This window comes from Marinifilum flexuosum (assembly GCF_003610555.1).
Classification (GTDB): domain Bacteria; phylum Bacteroidota; class Bacteroidia; order Bacteroidales; family Marinifilaceae; genus Marinifilum; species Marinifilum flexuosum.
This window is the reverse complement of sequence record NZ_RAPQ01000008.1, coordinates 621,420-640,270: the sequence shown is the minus strand read 5'-3', so window position 1 is coordinate 640,270 and position 18,851 is coordinate 621,420. Positions and strand designations below refer to the sequence as shown.

Here is an 18,851-nt window from a genome sequence, read left to right as displayed (position 1 = left end):
TTATCATTAACAAAACTATTTTATAACATATTGTATTAATGATATAAGTCAACCTCTAATATATAACAAGAGGAACAGATACAATCTGCTCCTCCATCATCACCTTTAATCAATTATATAATCACTCAACAGTTTCTTCAATCAAATTATGATCTTTTACAAACTGGTTAATAATATGTGACATTTTTGGATAACCAATTTCTTCTAAATCATAGTAAACACGGGTGTTTGGTTTCTTGATATTAATAATTCTATTCAAATCTATTGGAGTACCAATAATAACAGTATCACAATCACTGGCATTAATCGTAGCTTCAAGGTCCTTTAACTGCTGATCAGAATATCCCATTGCTGGTAAAATATTGCCAATTTCAGGATAGATTTCGTAAGTCTCTTTTAGTTTACCTACAAGATATGGGCGAGCATCAATTTCCTCAGCTGCACCAAACTTACGTGCCGCAATTGTACCTGCTCCAATCTTCATTTCTCCATGAGTTAAAGTTGGTCCATCTTCTACAATTAAGACACGTTTTCCACGTATCATTTCAGGATCATCAACACTTATAGGAGATGCTCCATCAACAACCTGCGCTTTAGGATTTGCATAAGCAATACTTTCTCGAACTTTCTGAATTCCTTCAGGTGCAGCAGAATCCATTTTATTAATAACAACAACATCAGCCATTCTTAAGTTCACCTCACCAGGGTAATAACTTAATTCAGCTCCTGGACGATGAGGGTCGGCAACTGTAATTGTCATATCTGGCTTGTAGAATGCGAAATCATTGTTTCCACCATCCCAAAGAATTACATCACATCCATCAGGATCTTCTTCGGCAGCGCGTACAATTGCTTCATAATCTACACCTGCATAAATTACATTCCCTCTTGTAACATGTGGCTCATATTCTTCCATTTCCTCAACAGTACACTTGTGTTTTTTCAAGTCTTCTACTGTTGCAAAACGTTGTACCTTTTGAGCTACTAAATCGCCATAAGGCATTGGGTGACGAATGGCAATTACTTTTAATCCTTTTGCCATTAACTCTTCAATAACTTTACGTGATGTTTGAGATTTACCGCAACCTGTACGAGTTGCAACAACCGCAATAACCGGCTTATGACTTTTAATCATTGTATCTCCAGGACCTAATAATTTAAAGTTCGATCCTGCTGCATTAACAATTGCACTTACGTTCATCACAGTCTTATACGATACATCCGAATAAGAGAAAACGCAGTCATCAATACAATGTTCCTTAATTAATTTAGGCAGATCTTCTTCTGCATAAATAGGAATTCCATCTGGATACAAAGAACCCGCCAACTCCGCAGGGTATTTTCTACCATCAATGTCTGGAATTTGAGCTGCTGTAAAAGCAACAACATTGCACTCTGAATTGTCTCTGAAATAGGTGTTGAAGTTGTGAAAATCACGACCCGCAGCACCAACAATAATGACATTTTTTTTAGCCATAATCTCTCCTTCTTTATTTAAATTTCACATTTAGTTTATGAGTTTATAAAATTATCACTTTAAAGGAATTATGCTAATTTTATCGAATTTTAATCGCTAATTTACTGCGTGTTGCTTAACACGGCATAAAAACTTGACATTGGCGCAAATTAAACGTAACTTCTATGGTTAACCATTTACTTAAATAATCATAACACGAGCTATTTATTCATCTAAATTGCTTTTTGTATTTTTGTTTCATGAATTTTTTAGCGCATTTGTATTTATCTGGTGATTCGGAGAAGGTGAGAGTTGGTAACTTTATTGGGGACTATGTCAAGGGAAAAAAGTACGAAAAGTATCATCCCGATATCCAAAGGGGAATCATTTTACACCGAAATATTGATCATTTCACAGACAAACATCCCTTGGTACTTAATAGCTCGAAAAAGTTAAAGGACGGTTATGGCAGATATTCTGGCGTTGTTGTTGATTTAATTTTTGATCATTTTCTAGCCAAGCACTGGCAAAATTATCACTTATTACCCATTAAAGATTTTGTGACAAGCTCCCACGAAACATTGGTAAAAAACTACCTTTTGCTACCTAAAAAAGTAAAAATGTTTCTGCCTTTCTTAATTCAGAGTAGAAGATTAGAAAGCTATGCATATATGGATGGCTTGCAAACAGCTCTTGATATCATGGCCAAAAGAACCAGTTTACCTGATAATTCAACTTATGCGATTAAGTCATTGGAAGAAAACTATGCAGATTTTGAAAATAAATTCAAACTATTTATGGAAGACATATTGAAATATGTACGATACGAACACAATATTAACGTAGTAACTCCAAACGGTTGGCATCCAAACGAAGGAAAATAAACAGCAGAATGGTAAAAGACCATAGAGATGAACCTCCATAGCTAAAAAATGGCAAAGGAATACCAATTACTGGCGCTAAACCAATGGTCATTCCTACGTTAATGGCCAAGTGAAAAAATAAAATACAGGCTACACCATATCCGTAAACACGACTAAATGCCGATCGCTGACGTTCAGCTAAAAATAATAGGCGTAAAATAAGCGTAAGCAATAAAATCAAAACAAAGCTTGAACCTAAAAACCCCCATTCTTCGCCAACGGTACAAAATATAAAATCGGTACTTTGTTCAGGAACGAACTTGAATTTAGTTTGCGTTCCATTTAAAAACCCTTTACCAGCAAAACCTCCAGAACCAATTGCAATCTTGGATTGTGCTACATTGTAACCTGCTCCATAAGGATCTGATTCAATACCTAAAAGTTCATTAATCCTGGTACGCTGGTGTACCTCTAAGATATTTTCAAAGATATATCCCACCGAAAAAGTATAGAAGATGCTTCCAAAAACAATGAATATAGCCCATGCAACATTTTTCAGCTTGTTTTTATAGGTATGTACCAAAAAAGGGACAGCACTTAATCCTAAAGAAATTATTAAAATAAGATAATTGGAAACATCTATCTTCAATCCTTTTGCAACTAACCACACCAAAGCAAAACCAGATGCTAACATCATTATTGCCTTTACAAAAGCTGACCATTTTAAACCATAAGCTTTTGAAACTATAAGGCTCGTGCAAACTAATATTAAAAGTACCGTGAATTTGGGCCATAACAAGGTAAATACAAATAATAAGGCTGCTATAAATGCTAAAAACAATACAATCCCTGATAATCCCTCTCTATACAAAACCAGCAAGAAAACGGAATAAACCAATGCAGATCCAGCATCACCTTGCAGTACAATTAATGCCATTGGTGTAAACAAAATCAATCCGGAAATAAAGAGCGATTTTATCTTGTGAATTTTAAAATTATACTGCGTGACGTATCTGGAGATAGCCAAACAAGTGGCAAACTTTGCAAACTCGGCTGGTTGAAAACGAATTGGGCCCAATTCGAACCATGATTTTGCTCCCTTAATATCTCGTCCGAGCACCAAAACAGCAACGAGAAGTATCAGCATAAAAATATAGGTGGGGTAAGCAAAAGCAGAATAAAATTTACTCTCCACAATAAGAATCACAATTGCCAATACAGCAGCGGCACCAATCCACATCAATTGCTTCCCATACCTTTGACTTATATCAAAAATACTTTGATGTTCCTCGTTAAATACAGCTGCGTAAATATTAATCCATCCCAAAAAAACAAGCAAAGCATACAATAAAATTGTCCACCAATCTAAATTCTTAATCAAGCTTACTCTTCTGGTCATATCTGTTTTTGTGATTTTTCTATTATTAATTTCTACTTTTCTTCTGACTGGTTAATTAAATCAGCTTCAATCATTCTTTTTTCTATCCACCTTTTACTATCAGAAATCTCACCTCGTATGTATTTTTCAATCATTAAACCTGCAATTGGAGCTCCATATCGTGAACCCCACACCCCATTTTCAACATAAACCAAAATCGCAATTTTTGGATTTTCACGTGGTGCAAAAGCTACAAATACTGAATGATCTTTAACATGAGCATTTTGAACAGTTCCTGTTTTACCACATACACGAATACCGGGTACTGCAGCTAAACCTCCTGTACTACCAGCTCCTCCCGTCACAACCATCTCCATGCCGTCAATTACAGAAGAGAAATAAGAAGAATCAATACTTGTTTCATGTTTGACAGTAAATTTTTCATCAACACCCTTCTCTTTTCCGATTGATTTTATAATATGAGGAGTATAATAATGGCCTCGATTGGCAATTGCAGCGCACATATTTGCCATCTGTAAAGGAGTAATCAACAACTCTCCTTGCCCAATTGAAATGGAAATCATATTAAGTGCACGTAAATTTTTTCTCCTATACTTCTTTAGATAATATTTTAAAGTTGGTATTCCACCTCTCAATTCATTGGGTAAATCTGTTCCCAAACGCTCTCCTAATCCAAAAGACATTACATGATTTCTCCAAACATCGTAACCATTATTTACTGAACCAAACTTTGGAGATTCTACAATATAACGGAAAGTATTTGCATAATAAGCATTGCATGAATGCATTATTGAACTTCGTAAATCCAAAGGAGAAACATGAGCATGACATCCCATTGTAAATGATCCAACATGATAACCACTATGACATTCAAATCGGGTAAATGGATTTATTACCTTTTCTTGTAACCCAATTAAAGCATTCACCATTTTAAAAATTGATCCTGGTGGATATTGAGCCATCAATGTTCTATCAAACAAAGGTTTTAAACTATCATTTTGCACCAATGCTCTGTAATTTTTACTCATAACTCTACCAACCAACATCTCAGGATCATAACCTGGACTAGATATTTTAGCCAAGATTTCTCCTGTTGATGGCTCCAGTGCAACTATGCCACCTTTTTTGTTCTGCATTAGAAGTTCACCATACTCCTGCAAATCAATATCCAAAGTAGATATCAAATCATTACCTGAGATAGGTTGCTTATCAAATTTCCCATCTCGATATGAGCCTTTTATTCTATTGTAAACATCAACCCAATAGATCTTTTTACCTTTCTCTCCACGCAAGTCCTTCTCGTAGGTCAATTCTATTCCACTTTTACCTATATAGTCTCCTTGACTGTAGTAAGAATCTGCTTTTATTTCCTTATTATTTACTTCATTAAGATATCCCAGTGCATGTGCCGCACTTTGTCGAGGATACTTACGCAATGTACGTGGCTGAACAAAGAACCCTGGAAATTTATAAAGCTTCTCCTGCAATACAGCATACTGCTCTGAGGAAAGTTGCTTTAAAAAAACAGATGCTCTTCTGTAGGAGTAATTCTTAGCCTTTTCAAGCTTTTTAATAGCATCTAATTTTTCTATCCCAAGAAGCTTACAAAAATCAAGTGTATCGAAACGTTTCACTTGTCTAGGAATAATCATCACATCATAAACCGCCTGATTATAAACAAGAAGCTCCCCTTTTCTATCATAAATTAATCCTCGAGCAGGATATTGGGTTACCTGACGTTGAGAATTATTTTCTGCTGATAACTTATAGGAATCATCTACAATTTGCAGATTAAAAAGTTTGATCATAAAAATCAGAACAACCAAAACAAAGATTCCTCCTATTACATATATTCTATTCGAGAAATTATTCATTTGCTATAAGATTGATCTATTTTTTAAACATCAAAAATTGCGAGGTAATTATTAAGGTTAACGTGAAAAATGTACTAAAAATTATACGCATAATGGTTTCACTAAAATTGGCGAATGAAAATGCCTCAACAACAAACAAGAAACTATGATGAGCCACAATTAAGGTTAATGCATATTTAAAGAACCATACAAAACCAAAATGCGCTATTCCCGGATAAGTCCCTACTTCATAACCATCACGAAGCGATAAATAATTCAATACATAAGGTCGAACATAAGCCATAAAAACACAGGCTGAAGCATGCATCCCTACTGTACCACTGAAAACATCAATGCTTAGCCCCAGAATAAAAGAAAGTAACAACAGCAACCAATTGGGTATTTCGAATGGCAACAACAAGATAAATAGAATATACATGTAAGGATTCACAAATCCACTTACCTGTATGTTGTTTAAAATTGCAACTTGAATTAATACAAGAACAACAAATCGGATGGTATTTTTTAAGATGATGTTCATTCCGTTGCTTCCTCCTCTAATTTTAATCGCTCCTCTTTCATTAAATCACCCACCACTTTCACGTATGACAAACTTTTAAAATCATTCGAAAGTAAAATTTTGATATTCTGAAAATTACTACCTGAAGAGGTCATAACTTCATCAACCACTCCTAACTGAAGTCCTTCAGGAAAAATAGCTGAATAGCCACTTGTTACAATGGTATCACCTTTGGCAATTTTTACATGAAATGGAATATCCTTAAGCATGGCCTTTCGATAATCAACACCATCCCAAATTAATGATCCATGATAATTATTCCCTTTCAACTTTGCCGAAATCCTCAATCGATCATTCAATACAGAAATAACCGAAGCAAAGTTATCAGAAACACTTTTTACAACACCAACTACACCATTATCGGTTACAACCGCCATTTCACGCTCAATTCCGTGAATTCTCCCTTTATTAAGGGTAATGTAATTCAATTGTTTATTAACAGAGTTGTTAATAATTTTTGCCGTGCGATAAATGTACTGCTGCTTGTAAATTGTATCTAAAAAAACGAAAGAAGAATCGGTCGTTAATTTATAAGATGAATGTAAAAGATTTCTTAACCTGACATTTTCACGATTCAACTCCTCATTGGTTTTGGCTAAAGAAACGTAGTCAGTAACGGAGGATACTTTTTGATAGATTCCTCCGCTAATGGCATTACTTGAATTCAGGAATTCTGATTTTTGATAGTTGTTATAATTGACTAACAACAGCAAGCAAAATATTTCGAATACAATAAATAAAATCGTAAAATGAAATCGTACGATAAAGTGCAACAGATTCTTCATTCGAAAATCAATTCCTGAGTATAAAATATGATTTCGCTCCTGATTATCTTCTCAGGAACGAAAATTTATCAACATTTTTAAGGGCAATTCCAGTTCCACGCGCAACAGCTCTCAATGGATCTTCTGCTATGTGAAATGGAATATTAATCTTATCGGTTAATCTCTTATCTAAACCACGCAACAAAGCTCCACCTCCTGCTAAATAGATACCTCTATTTACAATATCAGCATATAATTCTGGTGGTGTTTGCTCCAAAGCACTTAAAATTGCAATTTCAATTTTTGAGATTGATTTCTCTAAGCAGTGAGCAATCTCTTGATATGAAACTGGCACTTCAATTGGCAATGCTGTCATCTGGTTTGGACCTTGAACACGGAAATCCGCTGGTGGATCTTCGAGCTCTGACAAAGCAGAACCTACATGAATCTTAATTTCTTCAGCAGTTCTTTCTCCAATTTTAATATTGTGTTGATGACGCATGTATTCTTGAATATCTACAGTCAAATCATCACCTGCAATACGAATTGATTTGTTGGTAACGATACCTCCCAGAGAAATAACCGCAATTTCTGTTGTACCACCACCTATATCCACGACCATGTTTCCTTCTGGAGCTTCAACATCAATTCCAATACCTATAGCTGCCGCCATTGGCTCATAAATCATATAAACATCCCTACCTCCGGCATGTTCCGATGAATCACGTACCGCACGCATCTCCACCTCAGTACTACCAGATGGAATACAAACTACAATTCTTAACGAAGGAGGAAACAATCGAGGTTTTTTGTTTATCATTTTGATCATCCCTCGAATCATCTGCTCTGCCGCATTAAAGTCAGCAATAACACCATCCCTTAATGGACGAATGGTTTTCAGATCTTCGTGTGTTTTTCCTTGCATCTGGCGAGCTTTCTCACCAATCGCAACCATTTTTTCGGTGCGGCGATCGAGAGCTACAATCGAAGGTTCGTCAACAACAATTTTATCATTGCAGATAATGATCGTGTTAGCGGTCCCCAAATCAATAGCAATCTCCTGAGTTAAAAATGAAAATAATCCCATATGGTAGCTATATCTCTGTTATCTTATTTTAGTTGCATTTGGATGCAAAAATTATTTCTGCATCCAAAATCGCAATTATCTTAGTGTTTAAAATGTCTCATTCCAGTAAACACCATAGCAATACCGAATTCGTCAGCTGCTTTAATTGAATCTTCATCCCTTATCGATCCACCTGGCTGAATAATTGCAGTAACTCCTGCTTTATGAGCTGCTTCAACACAATCCGAAAATGGAAAAAAGGCATCAGAAGCCATTACGCTTCCCTGAATTCTTTCTGCTCCTTGACGAATTGCATTTTCCAATGCCCAAATGCGACTAACCTGTCCTGGTCCAACACCAGTAGTGGTTTTGTCTTTTGCTAAGGCGATACCATTCGATTTTGCATGTTTAACTGTTTTCCATGCAAACATCAAGTCTTCCATCTCTTTTTCAGATGGCTGTCTTTTGGTAACTACTTTTAATTCTTCTCCAATCAATTTCTGATCCTGATCCTGAATTAACAGCCCACCCAATACGGTTCTGCCTTTCATAGCAGTATAATCCGATTTAAGGATTTCTGGCAATTCCAAAAGTCTCAAATTTTTCTTCTTGGTTAGCACTTCAAGAGCCTCATCACTAAACGAAGGAGCAACAATTACTTCCAAGAAAATTCCACTCATGATTTCAGCTGTAGCCTTGTCAATTTCGCGGTTTGCTGCAACAATTCCACCAAAAATAGAAACCGGATCGGCATCGTAAGCTTTCTGGAACGCTTCAGCAAGGGTCTCAGCACTACCAATTCCACATGGATTAGCATGCTTGGCAGCAACAATGGTTGGCTCTTCGAACTCTTTTAATGTTTCCAAAGCGCCATCGGTGTCTCCAATATTATTATACGATAATTCCTTACCGTGAATTTTATTTGCCGCAGTTAATGTTCCTTCTGTTTCCTGAATCTGAGTATAGAAGGCTGCATTTTGATGCGGGTTTTCTCCGTAACGAAGATCTTGTTTCTTTTCGTATGTTAAGGTTAAAATTTTTGGTGATTTCACATTCAATTTTTTATTGAAATAACCAGAAATCAAAGCATCGTAATGTGCTGTGTGTTCAAAAACCTTAGCTGCTAAATATTCTTTTGTCTCCTTGCTAGTTTCTCCTGACTCCTTTAATTCTTCAATTACTTTTGAATAATCTTCCGGATCGGTAATCACTGAAACAAAATTGTAATTTTTAGCTGCAGCTCTTAACATGGTTGGTCCACCTATATCGATATTTTCAACAATATCTTCATGACTTGAATCAGGGTTTAAAACCGTTTGCTTGAACGGATAAAGGTTACAAACTACAATATCAATTGGATCAATCCCCAACTCAACCATTTGTTTTTGGTGAATTTCATTGTCGCGAATTGCCAAAATACCACCCTCTACATGTGGATGAATGGTTTTTAAACGACCATCAAAACACTCAGGAAACTTAGTCAAATCAGACACATCCATTACAGGAATTCCCTCTGCTTTAAACTTTGCAGATGTGCCACCTGTTGAAATAATTTCCCAACCCATTTCGGTTAGTTCCTTGGCAAACTCAACAACATTTGTTTTATCAAAAACACTGATAAGAGCTCTCTTCATAATTCTTTTTTTTGGAGGTATTTTATAAAATGGTATAAATTAATTTTCCTTGCGAAAAACTATTTCGGCCGAGCAGTTTTGCAAATCATTCATATACAATATTTTACAAGACCCTCTAAAACCTCATGCAAAGTTAAGAAAAACCTAAAAAAATCCACTTTAAGAAAAGAGTTTTTATTTGCCTTTTTTATTCCATCATAATAAATTAAGACAGGTTATAATAAAACAAATGAACGTATTAGTGAAAATAAGTCTCGCCTCAAAAAATCACAATAAATTAAAGAAATAAACACTAATCCCAAAATAAATGAAAATACCTACAATATCATTTAGGGTAGTAATAAACGGACCTGTTGCCAGTGCAGGGTCAATTTTAGCTTTATTCAACATTAAAGGAATTAAAGTACCTGCTATAGCAGCGAATATTATTACGGAAAACAAAGCAACAGAAACTGCAATTGTCAGAGTAAACTCACCAGAATAAAAATAATTACAAATAAACAACAATGCAGAACAGGTTAAACCATTAATAACAGCCCCTCCCAATTCTCTCATAATTCGGCTAAAAACACTTTCGAAACCAAGTGAATTATTGGCAATACCTTGCACAATTATTGCTGACGACTGAACCCCAACATTACCTGCCATTGCAGTAATTAAAGGAATAAATATAGCCATAGCTGGAATCTGACCAATAGCATCCTCGTACTTATGGATAACCATGGCTGCAAAAATTCCACCAACCAAACCAATAATTAGCCAAGGAAGACGTGCTCTTGTCTGTAGCCAAATCGAGTCACTAGCTTCAACATCTTCAGCCAAACCAGATGCCATTTGGTAATCTTTCTCAGCTTCATCACGAATTACATCCACAACATCATCAATGGTAATACGTCCCATCAATCGTCCAATGCTATCAACTACAGGAATGGCAACCAAATCGTATTTTTCCATTATATGTGCAACCTCTTCATCTTCCTCATCAGTGTGAACTGACATGGCATCAGGTTGGTATATATTGATAATTTTGGCCGAAGTTGGACTCAGAATCATCTTTTTTAAGGACAATGTTCCCTTTAAAATTCCATCATCATCAACAACATATACGTAGTATATTTCATCAATATCTTCGGCTTGACGACTTAATTCTCTTAAACATGTAAGAACTGTCCAGTTTTCATTTACAATGACCAGCTCTTTTGCCATCAAACCACCGGCAGTATCTTCATCGTAATGCAGAAGGTCAACAATATCACCTGCCTGCTCAATATCCTCAATATGGGAGAGAATCTCCTCTTGTTTTTCATCAGACAAACCACCAATAACATCGGCAGCATCATCAGAGTCCATCTTGTCTATAAACTTTTTAGCAACTACTTCTGCAGGTAGTGTCTTCACAAAACGATCTCTATCGTCCTCTTCTAATTCTGCCAATACATCTGCGGCAGTATCTCCGTCAAGTAATAGGTATAGGAATGTTGCCTCATCAATACTTAATTCATCGTAGATTTCGGCAATATCTGCTGGATGCAATTCTTCCATTAAACCAATTGCCTCAGCTTCATTCTTTTCTTCGATTACTCTTTTAATTTCATCGATATATTCGCGAGTCAATTCAAATTGCATAACAATAAATTTTAGTTGTAATTTTTATTCTCTTAACTGCATATTTAGCAACTCCTGAATTTTATTGGTCAAGTACACAAACTGCTCAATGCTCAACTGTTCCGGTCTTTTTGCCATCAAGTCATCTTCAAGTTTATATTCTCCCAATATCGATTTTAAGGAGTTTCGTAAAGTTTTACGGCGTTGATTGAACCCCGTCTTCACGACTCGGAAGAATAATTTTTCATCGCACTCCAAGTTAGACGTTGTATTTCTTGCCATTCTGATAACAGCGGATTTTACCTTTGGAGGTGGATCAAATACCTTTTCGCTTACAGTAAATAAGTACTCAATATCATAGAACGCTTGCATTAAAACACTCAATATCCCGTAAGTTTTATTTCCTGGCACAGCACTCATACGTTCAGCAACTTCTTTTTGAATCATTCCAACAACTTCCGGAATTTGATCACGATGCTCAAGAATTTTAAAAAATATTTGCGATGATATATTGTATGGGAAGTTTCCAATTATAGCAAATGATTCATTAAAAATCTTTGACAAATCATACTTTAAAAAATCCTCTCCAATAATACGATCAGATAGATTTGGATAATTCTCTTTTAAATAAGCTACTGATTCGGTATCAATCTCAACTACGTGCGTTTCAAATGCTTCGTTTTGCAGTAAGTATTGTGTCAAAACACCCATTCCGGGGCCAATCTCCAAAACCTTAGAAACATTATCAGCCTTTAAACCTGCCACAATTTTTTTTGCAATATTGAGGTCTTTTAAAAAGTGTTGTCCTAGATTTTTCTTCGCCCTAACGTATCCCATACCTATCCTTTTTATTCTCTTTTAAATATGCACCTCTAAATTAACTAAAGTTAAAAACGGCAGCTTTTCAAAGGAGATTTCAAACATTTACTTATTTTTGTAGCTTACATTTAATGCTCGGCAAAATTAGGACTTAATACCGAATAAGTTGGTATTCGTGCCGAAAAATTAATCATTGTTAGTTTTTTCTGTAAAAATTCTAACATTAAAAATATCAAAATTGAAGAAAAAGCTCGCAAATACTCTTAAATTTTTAATCTTCTTTTCAATAGGTGCATCTCTATTTTGGATCACTTACAGAGATCAAAATGCATCAGAATTAATACATACCATAAAGAACGATGTAAATTACTACTGGATTCTTCTTTCTCTGTTTTTTGGCTTACTAAGTCATATAAGCAGAACCATAAGATGGAATCTATTAATTGAGTCATTAGGTAAAAAACCTAGAACTGTAAATACATTCCTGGCAGTAATGGTCGGCTATTTTGCCAACCTAGCTTTACCTAGAATGGGAGAAATTTCCAGATGTGGAATCATTAGCAAGTATGAGAAAATTTCATTTTCTCAATTGGTAGGAACTGTTGTACTAGAAAGAGTTCTTGATATCATCATGCTTATCGTATTCTTATTAATTGCCTTATCTACCCAATTTTCTGTAATTGCCAACTTTTTCGCTAATAACCCTGAAGTAAGTGAAAAACTGTCGAATGTATTTACCTCTGCTTATACCTTGTACACATTAATTGCAATTACCCTAGCAATTTGGTTACTAAGAAAGAAATTTAGACATACTGGGTTTTTCAAAAAAATTGACCAAACACTTCAAAACTTTATGGATGGTTTTAGAACCATAAAAAAAATAGAAAACAAATGGCCATTTATTCTACACACTGTATTCATTTGGGTAATGTATTACCTAATGACCTACATTTGTTTCTTTAGTTTTGGTTTCACCTCCAACCTACCTGCACTTGCAGGACTAACTGTTTTCGTGATGAGTGCTTTTGGAATGGTAGCACCTGTACAAGGTGGAATTGGAGCATGGCATTTCATGGTAATTGGTACATTATTGGTATATCTTCCGGGTGTTAACAACATTGAAAGCATGTCGAGAAGTTTTGCTTTGGTGGTTCACGGAGCACAAACTGCCATGATAATTATAGTAGGAGCATTATCAGTAATAGCTCTACCTTTTGCCAACCGTAAAGAATTAATCAACAACAAAGCAAAAGCCTAATATGGGAACATATACGATCATAGAGGTAAATGATGACATTACAAAAAAAGAATTTCTAGAATTACCTGTTCGATTGTATCGAAACGAAAAGAATTGGGTTAGACCACTCGATTTTGAAATCAACAACACATTCGATCCCAAGGAAAATAAAATGTTTCAACATGGAGAATGTTGTCGTTGGATCATGACAAATGACTCTAATGAAACCATTGGACGAGTTGCTGCATTCATTGATCACAAATCAAAAGATTTAAATAATCAGCCAACTGGTGGAATGGGCTTTTTCGAATGCATAGAAAATAAAAAAACTGCTTTTGCTCTTTTCGATCATTGTAAAAATTGGCTACAAGAGAGAAATATCGAAGCCATGGATGGCCCAATAAATTTTGGAGAAAGACATCAATGGTGGGGCTTGCAGGTTGAAGGAGAACACAGACCTGTTTACAATATGCCATATCATAAATCCTACTATAAAGAGTTTTTTGAAGAGTATGGATTTCAGGTTTACTTTAAACAATTTACCTACAAAACTATTTTCTCGCCTGATAGCTTAAGCGATATCATTAAATGGAAAGCTGATAGACTCAGTAAAAATCCTGATTACAGAGTTGAGCATTTTTCTAAATCAAAAACTCAACGTTTTATTAAGGATTTTGTGCATATTTATAACGAAGCCTGGGTAAAAGAAATTCCTGGAATCGAAGGCATTACAGAACATCAAACCCAAACACTTTTTAATGATCTTAAGCCAATCATTCATGAAAAACTCATGTGGTTTGCCTATTACAAAGATCAGCCAATTGGATTTTTTATCATGATTCAGGATTTGAATGAATACCTGCAACACATTAATGGTAAAATTACATTTTATGGAAAATTGAGATTTCTTTACTATAAATACTTCCAAAGAAACAAAAATGCAATAGGCTTAATTTTCGGCGTCATACCCGAGTTTCAAAAAAGAGGTATCGAAGCAGCTATGATTTATGAATTCTCAAAATCGGGCTTGGATAAAAAATTCCCATTTCGAACTTTAGAAATGAATTGGATTGGTGATTTTAATCCTAGAATGAGCCATTTAATGAAACACATTGGCGCTGAAGTATACAAAACTCATCACACTTATCGTAAATTATTCGATGAGAAGAAAGAATTTAAACGATCAGAAATTATAAAATAAAAGAAAAGGCTGCAAATTGCAGCCTTTTCTTTTATATAAATATAAATCTCTATAATCCATTTTCTGAATGAAACAGAATTCGCATCAAACGAATATCCTCCTCTGAATAATCTTCTTCACCCAATTCATCAAGATCATCCTCTATATTATCTGTTTCAGCTTCATAAAAATAATCCAAAATTTCTTCTTGCTTATCTTCATCAATAACTTCGTCAACGTAATAATCCAAATTTAGTTTGGTTCCAGAATATACTATTGCCTCCATCTCTTTCAGCAAATCTTCATATTCCATTCCTTTTGCTTCGGCAATATCCTCTAAATCTAATTTTCTATCAATACTCTGGATAACATAAACCTTAAATTTTGATTTATCAGCTACCGAACGAACAACCATATCTTGAGGTCTTTCAATATCATTTTCCTCTACATGCTTCGAAATCAGCGCAACAAATTCTTTACCAAATCTCTTGGCTTTACCCGCTCCAACACCTTGAATATGGGATAACTCTTCAATGTCCGTAGGATAATGAATTGCCATTTCTTCCAATGAAGGATCTTGAAAAACCACATAAGGAGGCACATCTTTTTGCTTGGCGACTTTTTTACGAAGATCTTTTAACATCGACAACAAAGCATCATCCACTGCTGCCGTTCCTCCACTTTTTGGAGCTTCAGCATCTACACCCTCAAAATCATGATCATCAGTTAACATGAACGGATATGGCTTCTCCAAAAAGGCATGTCCTTCAGGGCGAATTTTAATTACACCATATTGCTCGATGTCTTTTTCAATAAATGAATTGATTAATGCACGGCGATACACCATATTCCAAAAATGCTGATCTTTATCATCACCATCGCCATACAAGGCAAGTTGATCATGCTTATATGATTTTATTGCAGAATTTTGAGACCCAATTAAAATATTTACTAGATGATCCACTTTAAATCTTTCCTTTACATCTTTAACAAGATTTAAAGCCTTAACCACATATTCTTCTCCTTGAAATTCCTTTTTCGGATGTAAGCAATTGTCACAATTACCACAGCTTTCGTCCGTATGCTTTTCTCCAAAGTAATGCAACAGAACTGTTCTTCTACAAACAGCAGATTCTGCATAAGAAACTGTTTCCATTAAAAGTTGCTTACCAATTTCTTGCTCAGCAACAGGCTTACCCTGCATAAACTTTTCAAGTTTTTGTATATCCTTGTAGCTATAGAAAGTCAAACAACGCCCCTCGCCACCATCTCGACCAGCCCTACCAGTTTCCTGATAATAACCTTCCAAACTTTTTGGAATATCGTAGTGAATTACAAAACGCACATCAGGCTTATCAATACCCATTCCAAACGCAATAGTAGCAACTACAACATCTACATCTTCCATCAAGAATTTATCCTGATTTCCTGATCTGGTCGAAGAATCCATACCTGCATGGTAAGGCACAGCTTTAATTCCATTTACTTGCAGCGTTTCTGCCAACTCTTCAACTTTCTTTCTACTTAAGCAGTATATAATTCCGGATTTACCAGTATTACCTTTAATAAACTTTATAATCTCCTTAGTTGCATTTACCTTAGGTAACACCTCGTAGTAAAGATTTGGTCTATTAAATGAAGATTTAAAGACCGTTGCATCCAACATCCCAAGATTTTTTTGAATATCATGCTGAACTTTAGGTGTAGCAGTTGCAGTTAGTGCAATAATTGGTGCATTCCCAATTTCCTGAACTATCGGTCTGATTTTTCTGTATTCCGGCCGGAAATCATGCCCCCATTCTGAAATACAATGAGCCTCATCCACTGCGTAAAAGGAAATCTTAACCTGTTTTAAAAACTCAATATTGCTTTCCTTTGTTAACGATTCCGGTGCGACATACAACAATTTAGTACGTCCTTCTATTACATCCTCTTTAACTTTTAAAGTTGCTGATTTTGATAATGATGAGTTCAAAAAATGTGCAATTCCATCATCTTCACCAAAATTCCTCATTGCATCCACCTGATTTTTCATCAGTGCAATAAGTGGGGATATAACGATTGCAGTACCTCCTAACATTAATGAAGGTAATTGATAACAAAGTGATTTTCCTCCTCCTGTTGGCATCAACACGAAGGTATCTTTACCGTCTAATATATTTTGAATAACTGGCTCTTGATTCCCCTTGAAGTGCTCAAATCCAAAATACTTCTTTAAATTAGATGATAATTCAAAGTTTTTTCCCATGCTTTAATTAGATATGCTTACTATTTTGCTATGCGGCCCGCTAAATTAATATTTTATTAGTGACCAAAAATTTTTTATGAGATGAATTTTACTCCATCTTCAATCCCCGAATTACAAAAATTAGATACTTTTGTATTTTAAATTTAGATAAACACTTGTACAATTCAAAACGATTTTAGCTTTTAACAGATTTTAACTGTATAAGATAAATCAAAACAAATGAGTTTATTTAGCTTTGTACAAACAAAAAAATCAAGAAACTGTGAAGTCATCAGAGGATATTAAAAATATTGCAATCCAAACAATCGAAGAGGAAGCAAATTCCATTTATCAATTAAAAAATTACATTGATGGAGATTTTGTTAAAACCGTAGAGTTAATTCTAGAAAGCAACGGAAGAGTAGTAATCACGGGTATTGGCAAAAGTGCAAATATTGCAAACAAAATTGTCGCAACCCTTAATTCCACTGGAACTCCTGCCCTTTTTATGCATGCTGCAGATGCAATTCATGGAGATTTAGGAATGATTCGTCCAAGTGACACCGTCATCTGTATTTCAAAAAGCGGAAATACTCCAGAAATCAAAGTTTTGGTGCCACTTATCAAAAACATGGGAAATACTTTAGTTGCGATGGTATCTGGTCTTGATTCTTTTCTTGCATTAAACTCTGATTATGTACTTAAAGCTAAAGTTGAAAAAGAAGCATGCCCAAACAACCTAGCCCCTACCAATTCAACAACAGCTCAACTGGTTATGGGTGATGCATTAGCTGTTGCTCTACTTGAATGTCGTCAGTTTACCGATCGTGATTTTGCTAAATATCATCCAGGTGGTGCTTTAGGTAAAAAATTGTATTTACGTGTAAGTGATTTAGTTTCTAAAGAAAATCCACCCAAAGTTGTCATCGATGAAAAAATTAGACCAATTATTCTTGAAATTTCTTCAAAACGAATGGGATCAACAGCTGTTGTAAACAAACAAGATGAATTATTGGGAATTATTACTGATGGTGACCTTCGTAGAATGTTGGAAAGAAATGAGGATGTGAGTCAACTTACAGCAAAAGATATTATGACACCAACTCCAAAAATTACCAGCTCTGATGTCTTAGCCATTAATGCATTCCAAATCATGGAAAAAAATAACATTACAGGTCTTGCTGTTGTTGATGAAGGAAAATATATTGGCATGGTTCACCTGCACGATATTTTAAAAGAAGGAATTGTTTAATATCTTAGCTTTGCAAAATAATTAACTATGTCAGAAAAAGAACAACAGCAAGAAGAGAATCAAATGAGCTTTCTAGAACACCTTGAAGTTTTAAGATGGCACCTAATGCGTTCTGTAATAGCGGTACTTGTTTTTGCCGTTGCTGCTTTTATATTTTACGATTTCATTTTTGATTATTTGATTTTGGCTCCTAAAAATCCTGATTTCTTTACAAACAGAATGTTTGCCAGAGTAGCAGAATTTACGGGAGTTGAAGCTTTAAAAATAAACACAGCACCATTTCAGGTAATTAATATTAATATGGCAGGTCAATTTGCTACCCACATCAGTGTTTCATTGGTGGCTGGTATCATTGCAAGCTTTCCATATATATTTTACGAGTTTTGGTGCTTTATAAAACCAGCTCTTTATTCTAACGAAAAGAAACATGCAAGAGGATCAATTTTTTACACCAGTTTTTTGTTTGCTCTAGGTGTGCTTTTCGGCTATTACCTAATTACCCCACTATCTGTTCACTTCTTGGGATCTTACAGCGTTAGTGACCAAGTAATGAACCAAATAAACTTAAAATCCTACATCTCATCAATAACTTCAATTGTTTTGGCAAGTGGAGTTATTTTCGAGCTACCAGTTCTTATTTTCTTTTTAAGCAAAATTGGTTTGGTAACTCCTGATTTTCTAAAAAAGTACAGAAAGCATTCTGTGGTGTTAATTCTGATTTTATCAGCCATTATCACTCCTCCCGATATCTTTAGCCAGGTATTGGTTTGTTTGCCGCTAATGTTACTTTATGAAATTGGCATTAAAATCTCAAAACGAATTCAGAAAAAACAACAAGCCGAATTCGATTTAGAGTAAAGTTATTGCCAGCTAATTGTAATAAACATTATTAAAGCCTGAAGCTAATATCTCAGGC

The 18,851-nt window shown here is 35.1% G+C and carries 15 protein-coding genes; 5 read left to right on the top strand and 10 right to left on the bottom strand.

The features are described 5' to 3' along the window. Positions 1-121 precede the first annotated feature (121 nt). A complete protein-coding gene (locus BXY64_RS02710; protein WP_120238428.1) occupies positions 122-1,477 on the bottom strand; it encodes a cyclic 2,3-diphosphoglycerate synthase in 1,356 nt (451 codons plus the stop codon). A gap of 239 nt (positions 1,478-1,716) precedes the next feature. Between BXY64_RS02710 and BXY64_RS02705 the strand changes: the two genes are divergently transcribed. Further along, positions 1,717-2,340, top strand: coding sequence for an acyl carrier protein phosphodiesterase (locus tag BXY64_RS02705; RefSeq protein WP_120238427.1), 624 nt, complete (start codon positions 1,717-1,719; stop codon positions 2,338-2,340). On the opposite strand, the gene rodA is transcribed toward BXY64_RS02705, so the two are convergent. From rodA to rsmA, 8 genes are all read right to left on the bottom strand, one after another. Then, on the bottom strand, positions 2,294-3,718 hold the full coding sequence (rodA, locus tag BXY64_RS02700) for a rod shape-determining protein RodA (protein ID WP_120238426.1): 1,425 nt from the start codon (positions 3,716-3,718) through the stop codon (positions 2,294-2,296). The genes BXY64_RS02705 and rodA overlap by 47 nt on opposite strands. Before the next feature lie 32 nt (positions 3,719-3,750). Continuing rightward, positions 3,751-5,592: a penicillin-binding protein 2 gene (mrdA, locus tag BXY64_RS02695; protein ID WP_120238425.1), complete on the bottom strand. Its 1,842-nt coding sequence runs from the start codon at positions 5,590-5,592 to the stop codon at positions 3,751-3,753. A 16-nt stretch (positions 5,593-5,608) separates the two neighbouring features. Beyond that, entirely contained in the window at positions 5,609-6,112 is a 504-nt protein-coding gene (locus tag BXY64_RS02690; protein WP_120238424.1) for a rod shape-determining protein MreD, read from the bottom strand. Further along, on the bottom strand, positions 6,109-6,936 hold the full coding sequence (gene mreC, locus BXY64_RS02685; RefSeq protein ID WP_120238423.1) for a rod shape-determining protein MreC: 828 nt from the start codon (positions 6,934-6,936) through the stop codon (positions 6,109-6,111). The genes BXY64_RS02690 and mreC overlap by 4 nt, the downstream gene beginning before the upstream one ends. Before the next feature lie 43 nt (positions 6,937-6,979). Then, the gene (locus BXY64_RS02680; RefSeq protein WP_110361167.1) at positions 6,980-8,002 is read right to left on the bottom strand and encodes a rod shape-determining protein; all 1,023 of its coding nucleotides are present in this window, start codon (positions 8,000-8,002) and stop codon (positions 6,980-6,982) included. A gap of 80 nt (positions 8,003-8,082) precedes the next feature. Then, the gene (gene purH, locus BXY64_RS02675; RefSeq protein ID WP_120238422.1) at positions 8,083-9,615 is read right to left on the bottom strand and encodes a bifunctional phosphoribosylaminoimidazolecarboxamide formyltransferase/IMP cyclohydrolase; all 1,533 of its coding nucleotides are present in this window, start codon (positions 9,613-9,615) and stop codon (positions 8,083-8,085) included. Between the two features lie 267 nt (positions 9,616-9,882). Beyond that, entirely contained in the window at positions 9,883-11,241 is a 1,359-nt protein-coding gene (gene mgtE / locus BXY64_RS02670) for a magnesium transporter (protein ID WP_211334394.1), read from the bottom strand. Positions 11,242-11,265: 24 nt separating this feature from the next. After that, the gene (gene rsmA, locus BXY64_RS02665) at positions 11,266-12,057 is read right to left on the bottom strand and encodes a 16S rRNA (adenine(1518)-N(6)/adenine(1519)-N(6))-dimethyltransferase RsmA (protein ID WP_120238421.1); all 792 of its coding nucleotides are present in this window, start codon (positions 12,055-12,057) and stop codon (positions 11,266-11,268) included. Positions 12,058-12,277: 220 nt separating this feature from the next. On the opposite strand from rsmA, the gene BXY64_RS02660 reads away from it, so the two are divergent. After that, positions 12,278-13,297, top strand: a complete 1,020-nt coding sequence (locus BXY64_RS02660) for a lysylphosphatidylglycerol synthase transmembrane domain-containing protein (protein WP_120239735.1) — start codon at positions 12,278-12,280, stop codon at positions 13,295-13,297. A gap of 1 nt (position 13,298) precedes the next feature. Further along, positions 13,299-14,477, top strand: coding sequence for a hypothetical protein (locus tag BXY64_RS02655; RefSeq protein ID WP_120238420.1), 1,179 nt, complete (start codon positions 13,299-13,301; stop codon positions 14,475-14,477). A 49-nt stretch (positions 14,478-14,526) separates the two neighbouring features. Here BXY64_RS02655 and recQ read toward each other — a convergent pair whose 3' ends face one another. Beyond that, complete coding sequence (gene recQ, locus BXY64_RS02650) at positions 14,527-16,704, bottom strand: DNA helicase RecQ (protein ID WP_120238419.1); 2,178 nt, start codon at positions 16,702-16,704, stop codon at positions 14,527-14,529. A 235-nt stretch (positions 16,705-16,939) separates the two neighbouring features. Here recQ and BXY64_RS02645 point away from each other — a divergent pair, with 235 nt between their 5' ends. After that, positions 16,940-17,935 carry a KpsF/GutQ family sugar-phosphate isomerase gene (locus BXY64_RS02645; RefSeq protein WP_211334393.1) on the top strand — a complete coding sequence of 332 codons (996 nt, stop codon included), beginning with the start codon at positions 16,940-16,942 and terminating at the stop codon, positions 17,933-17,935. Between the two features lie 27 nt (positions 17,936-17,962). Continuing rightward, entirely contained in the window at positions 17,963-18,793 is an 831-nt protein-coding gene (tatC, locus tag BXY64_RS02640) for a twin-arginine translocase subunit TatC (protein ID WP_211334392.1), read from the top strand. Positions 18,794-18,851: the final 58 nt, after the last annotated feature.

What these genes read in the sequence shown, in the direction of transcription:
- BXY64_RS02705 (WP_120238427.1), top strand. Translation starts at nt 1,717, where the DNA reads ATGAATTTTTTAGCGCATTTGTATTTATCTGGTGATTCGGAGAAGGTG.
- BXY64_RS02680 (WP_110361167.1), bottom strand. Translation starts at nt 8,002, where the DNA reads ATGGGATTATTTTCATTTTTAACTCAGGAGATTGCTATTGATTTGGGG.
- mgtE (WP_211334394.1), bottom strand. Translation starts at nt 11,241, where the DNA reads ATGCAATTTGAATTGACTCGCGAATATATCGATGAAATTAAAAGAGTA.
- mrdA (WP_120238425.1), bottom strand. Translation starts at nt 5,592, where the DNA reads ATGAATAATTTCTCGAATAGAATATATGTAATAGGAGGAATCTTTGTT.
- tatC (WP_211334392.1), top strand. Translation starts at nt 17,963, where the DNA reads ATGTCAGAAAAAGAACAACAGCAAGAAGAGAATCAAATGAGCTTTCTA.
- BXY64_RS02655 (WP_120238420.1), top strand. Translation starts at nt 13,299, where the DNA reads ATGGGAACATATACGATCATAGAGGTAAATGATGACATTACAAAAAAA.
- purH (WP_120238422.1), bottom strand. Translation starts at nt 9,615, where the DNA reads ATGAAGAGAGCTCTTATCAGTGTTTTTGATAAAACAAATGTTGTTGAG.
- recQ (WP_120238419.1), bottom strand. Translation starts at nt 16,704, where the DNA reads ATGGGAAAAAACTTTGAATTATCATCTAATTTAAAGAAGTATTTTGGA.
- rsmA (WP_120238421.1), bottom strand. Translation starts at nt 12,057, where the DNA reads ATGGGATACGTTAGGGCGAAGAAAAATCTAGGACAACACTTTTTAAAA.
- rodA (WP_120238426.1), bottom strand. Translation starts at nt 3,718, where the DNA reads ATGACCAGAAGAGTAAGCTTGATTAAGAATTTAGATTGGTGGACAATT.
- BXY64_RS02690 (WP_120238424.1), bottom strand. Translation starts at nt 6,112, where the DNA reads ATGAACATCATCTTAAAAAATACCATCCGATTTGTTGTTCTTGTATTA.
- mreC (WP_120238423.1), bottom strand. Translation starts at nt 6,936, where the DNA reads ATGAAGAATCTGTTGCACTTTATCGTACGATTTCATTTTACGATTTTA.
- BXY64_RS02710 (WP_120238428.1), bottom strand. Translation starts at nt 1,477, where the DNA reads ATGGCTAAAAAAAATGTCATTATTGTTGGTGCTGCGGGTCGTGATTTT.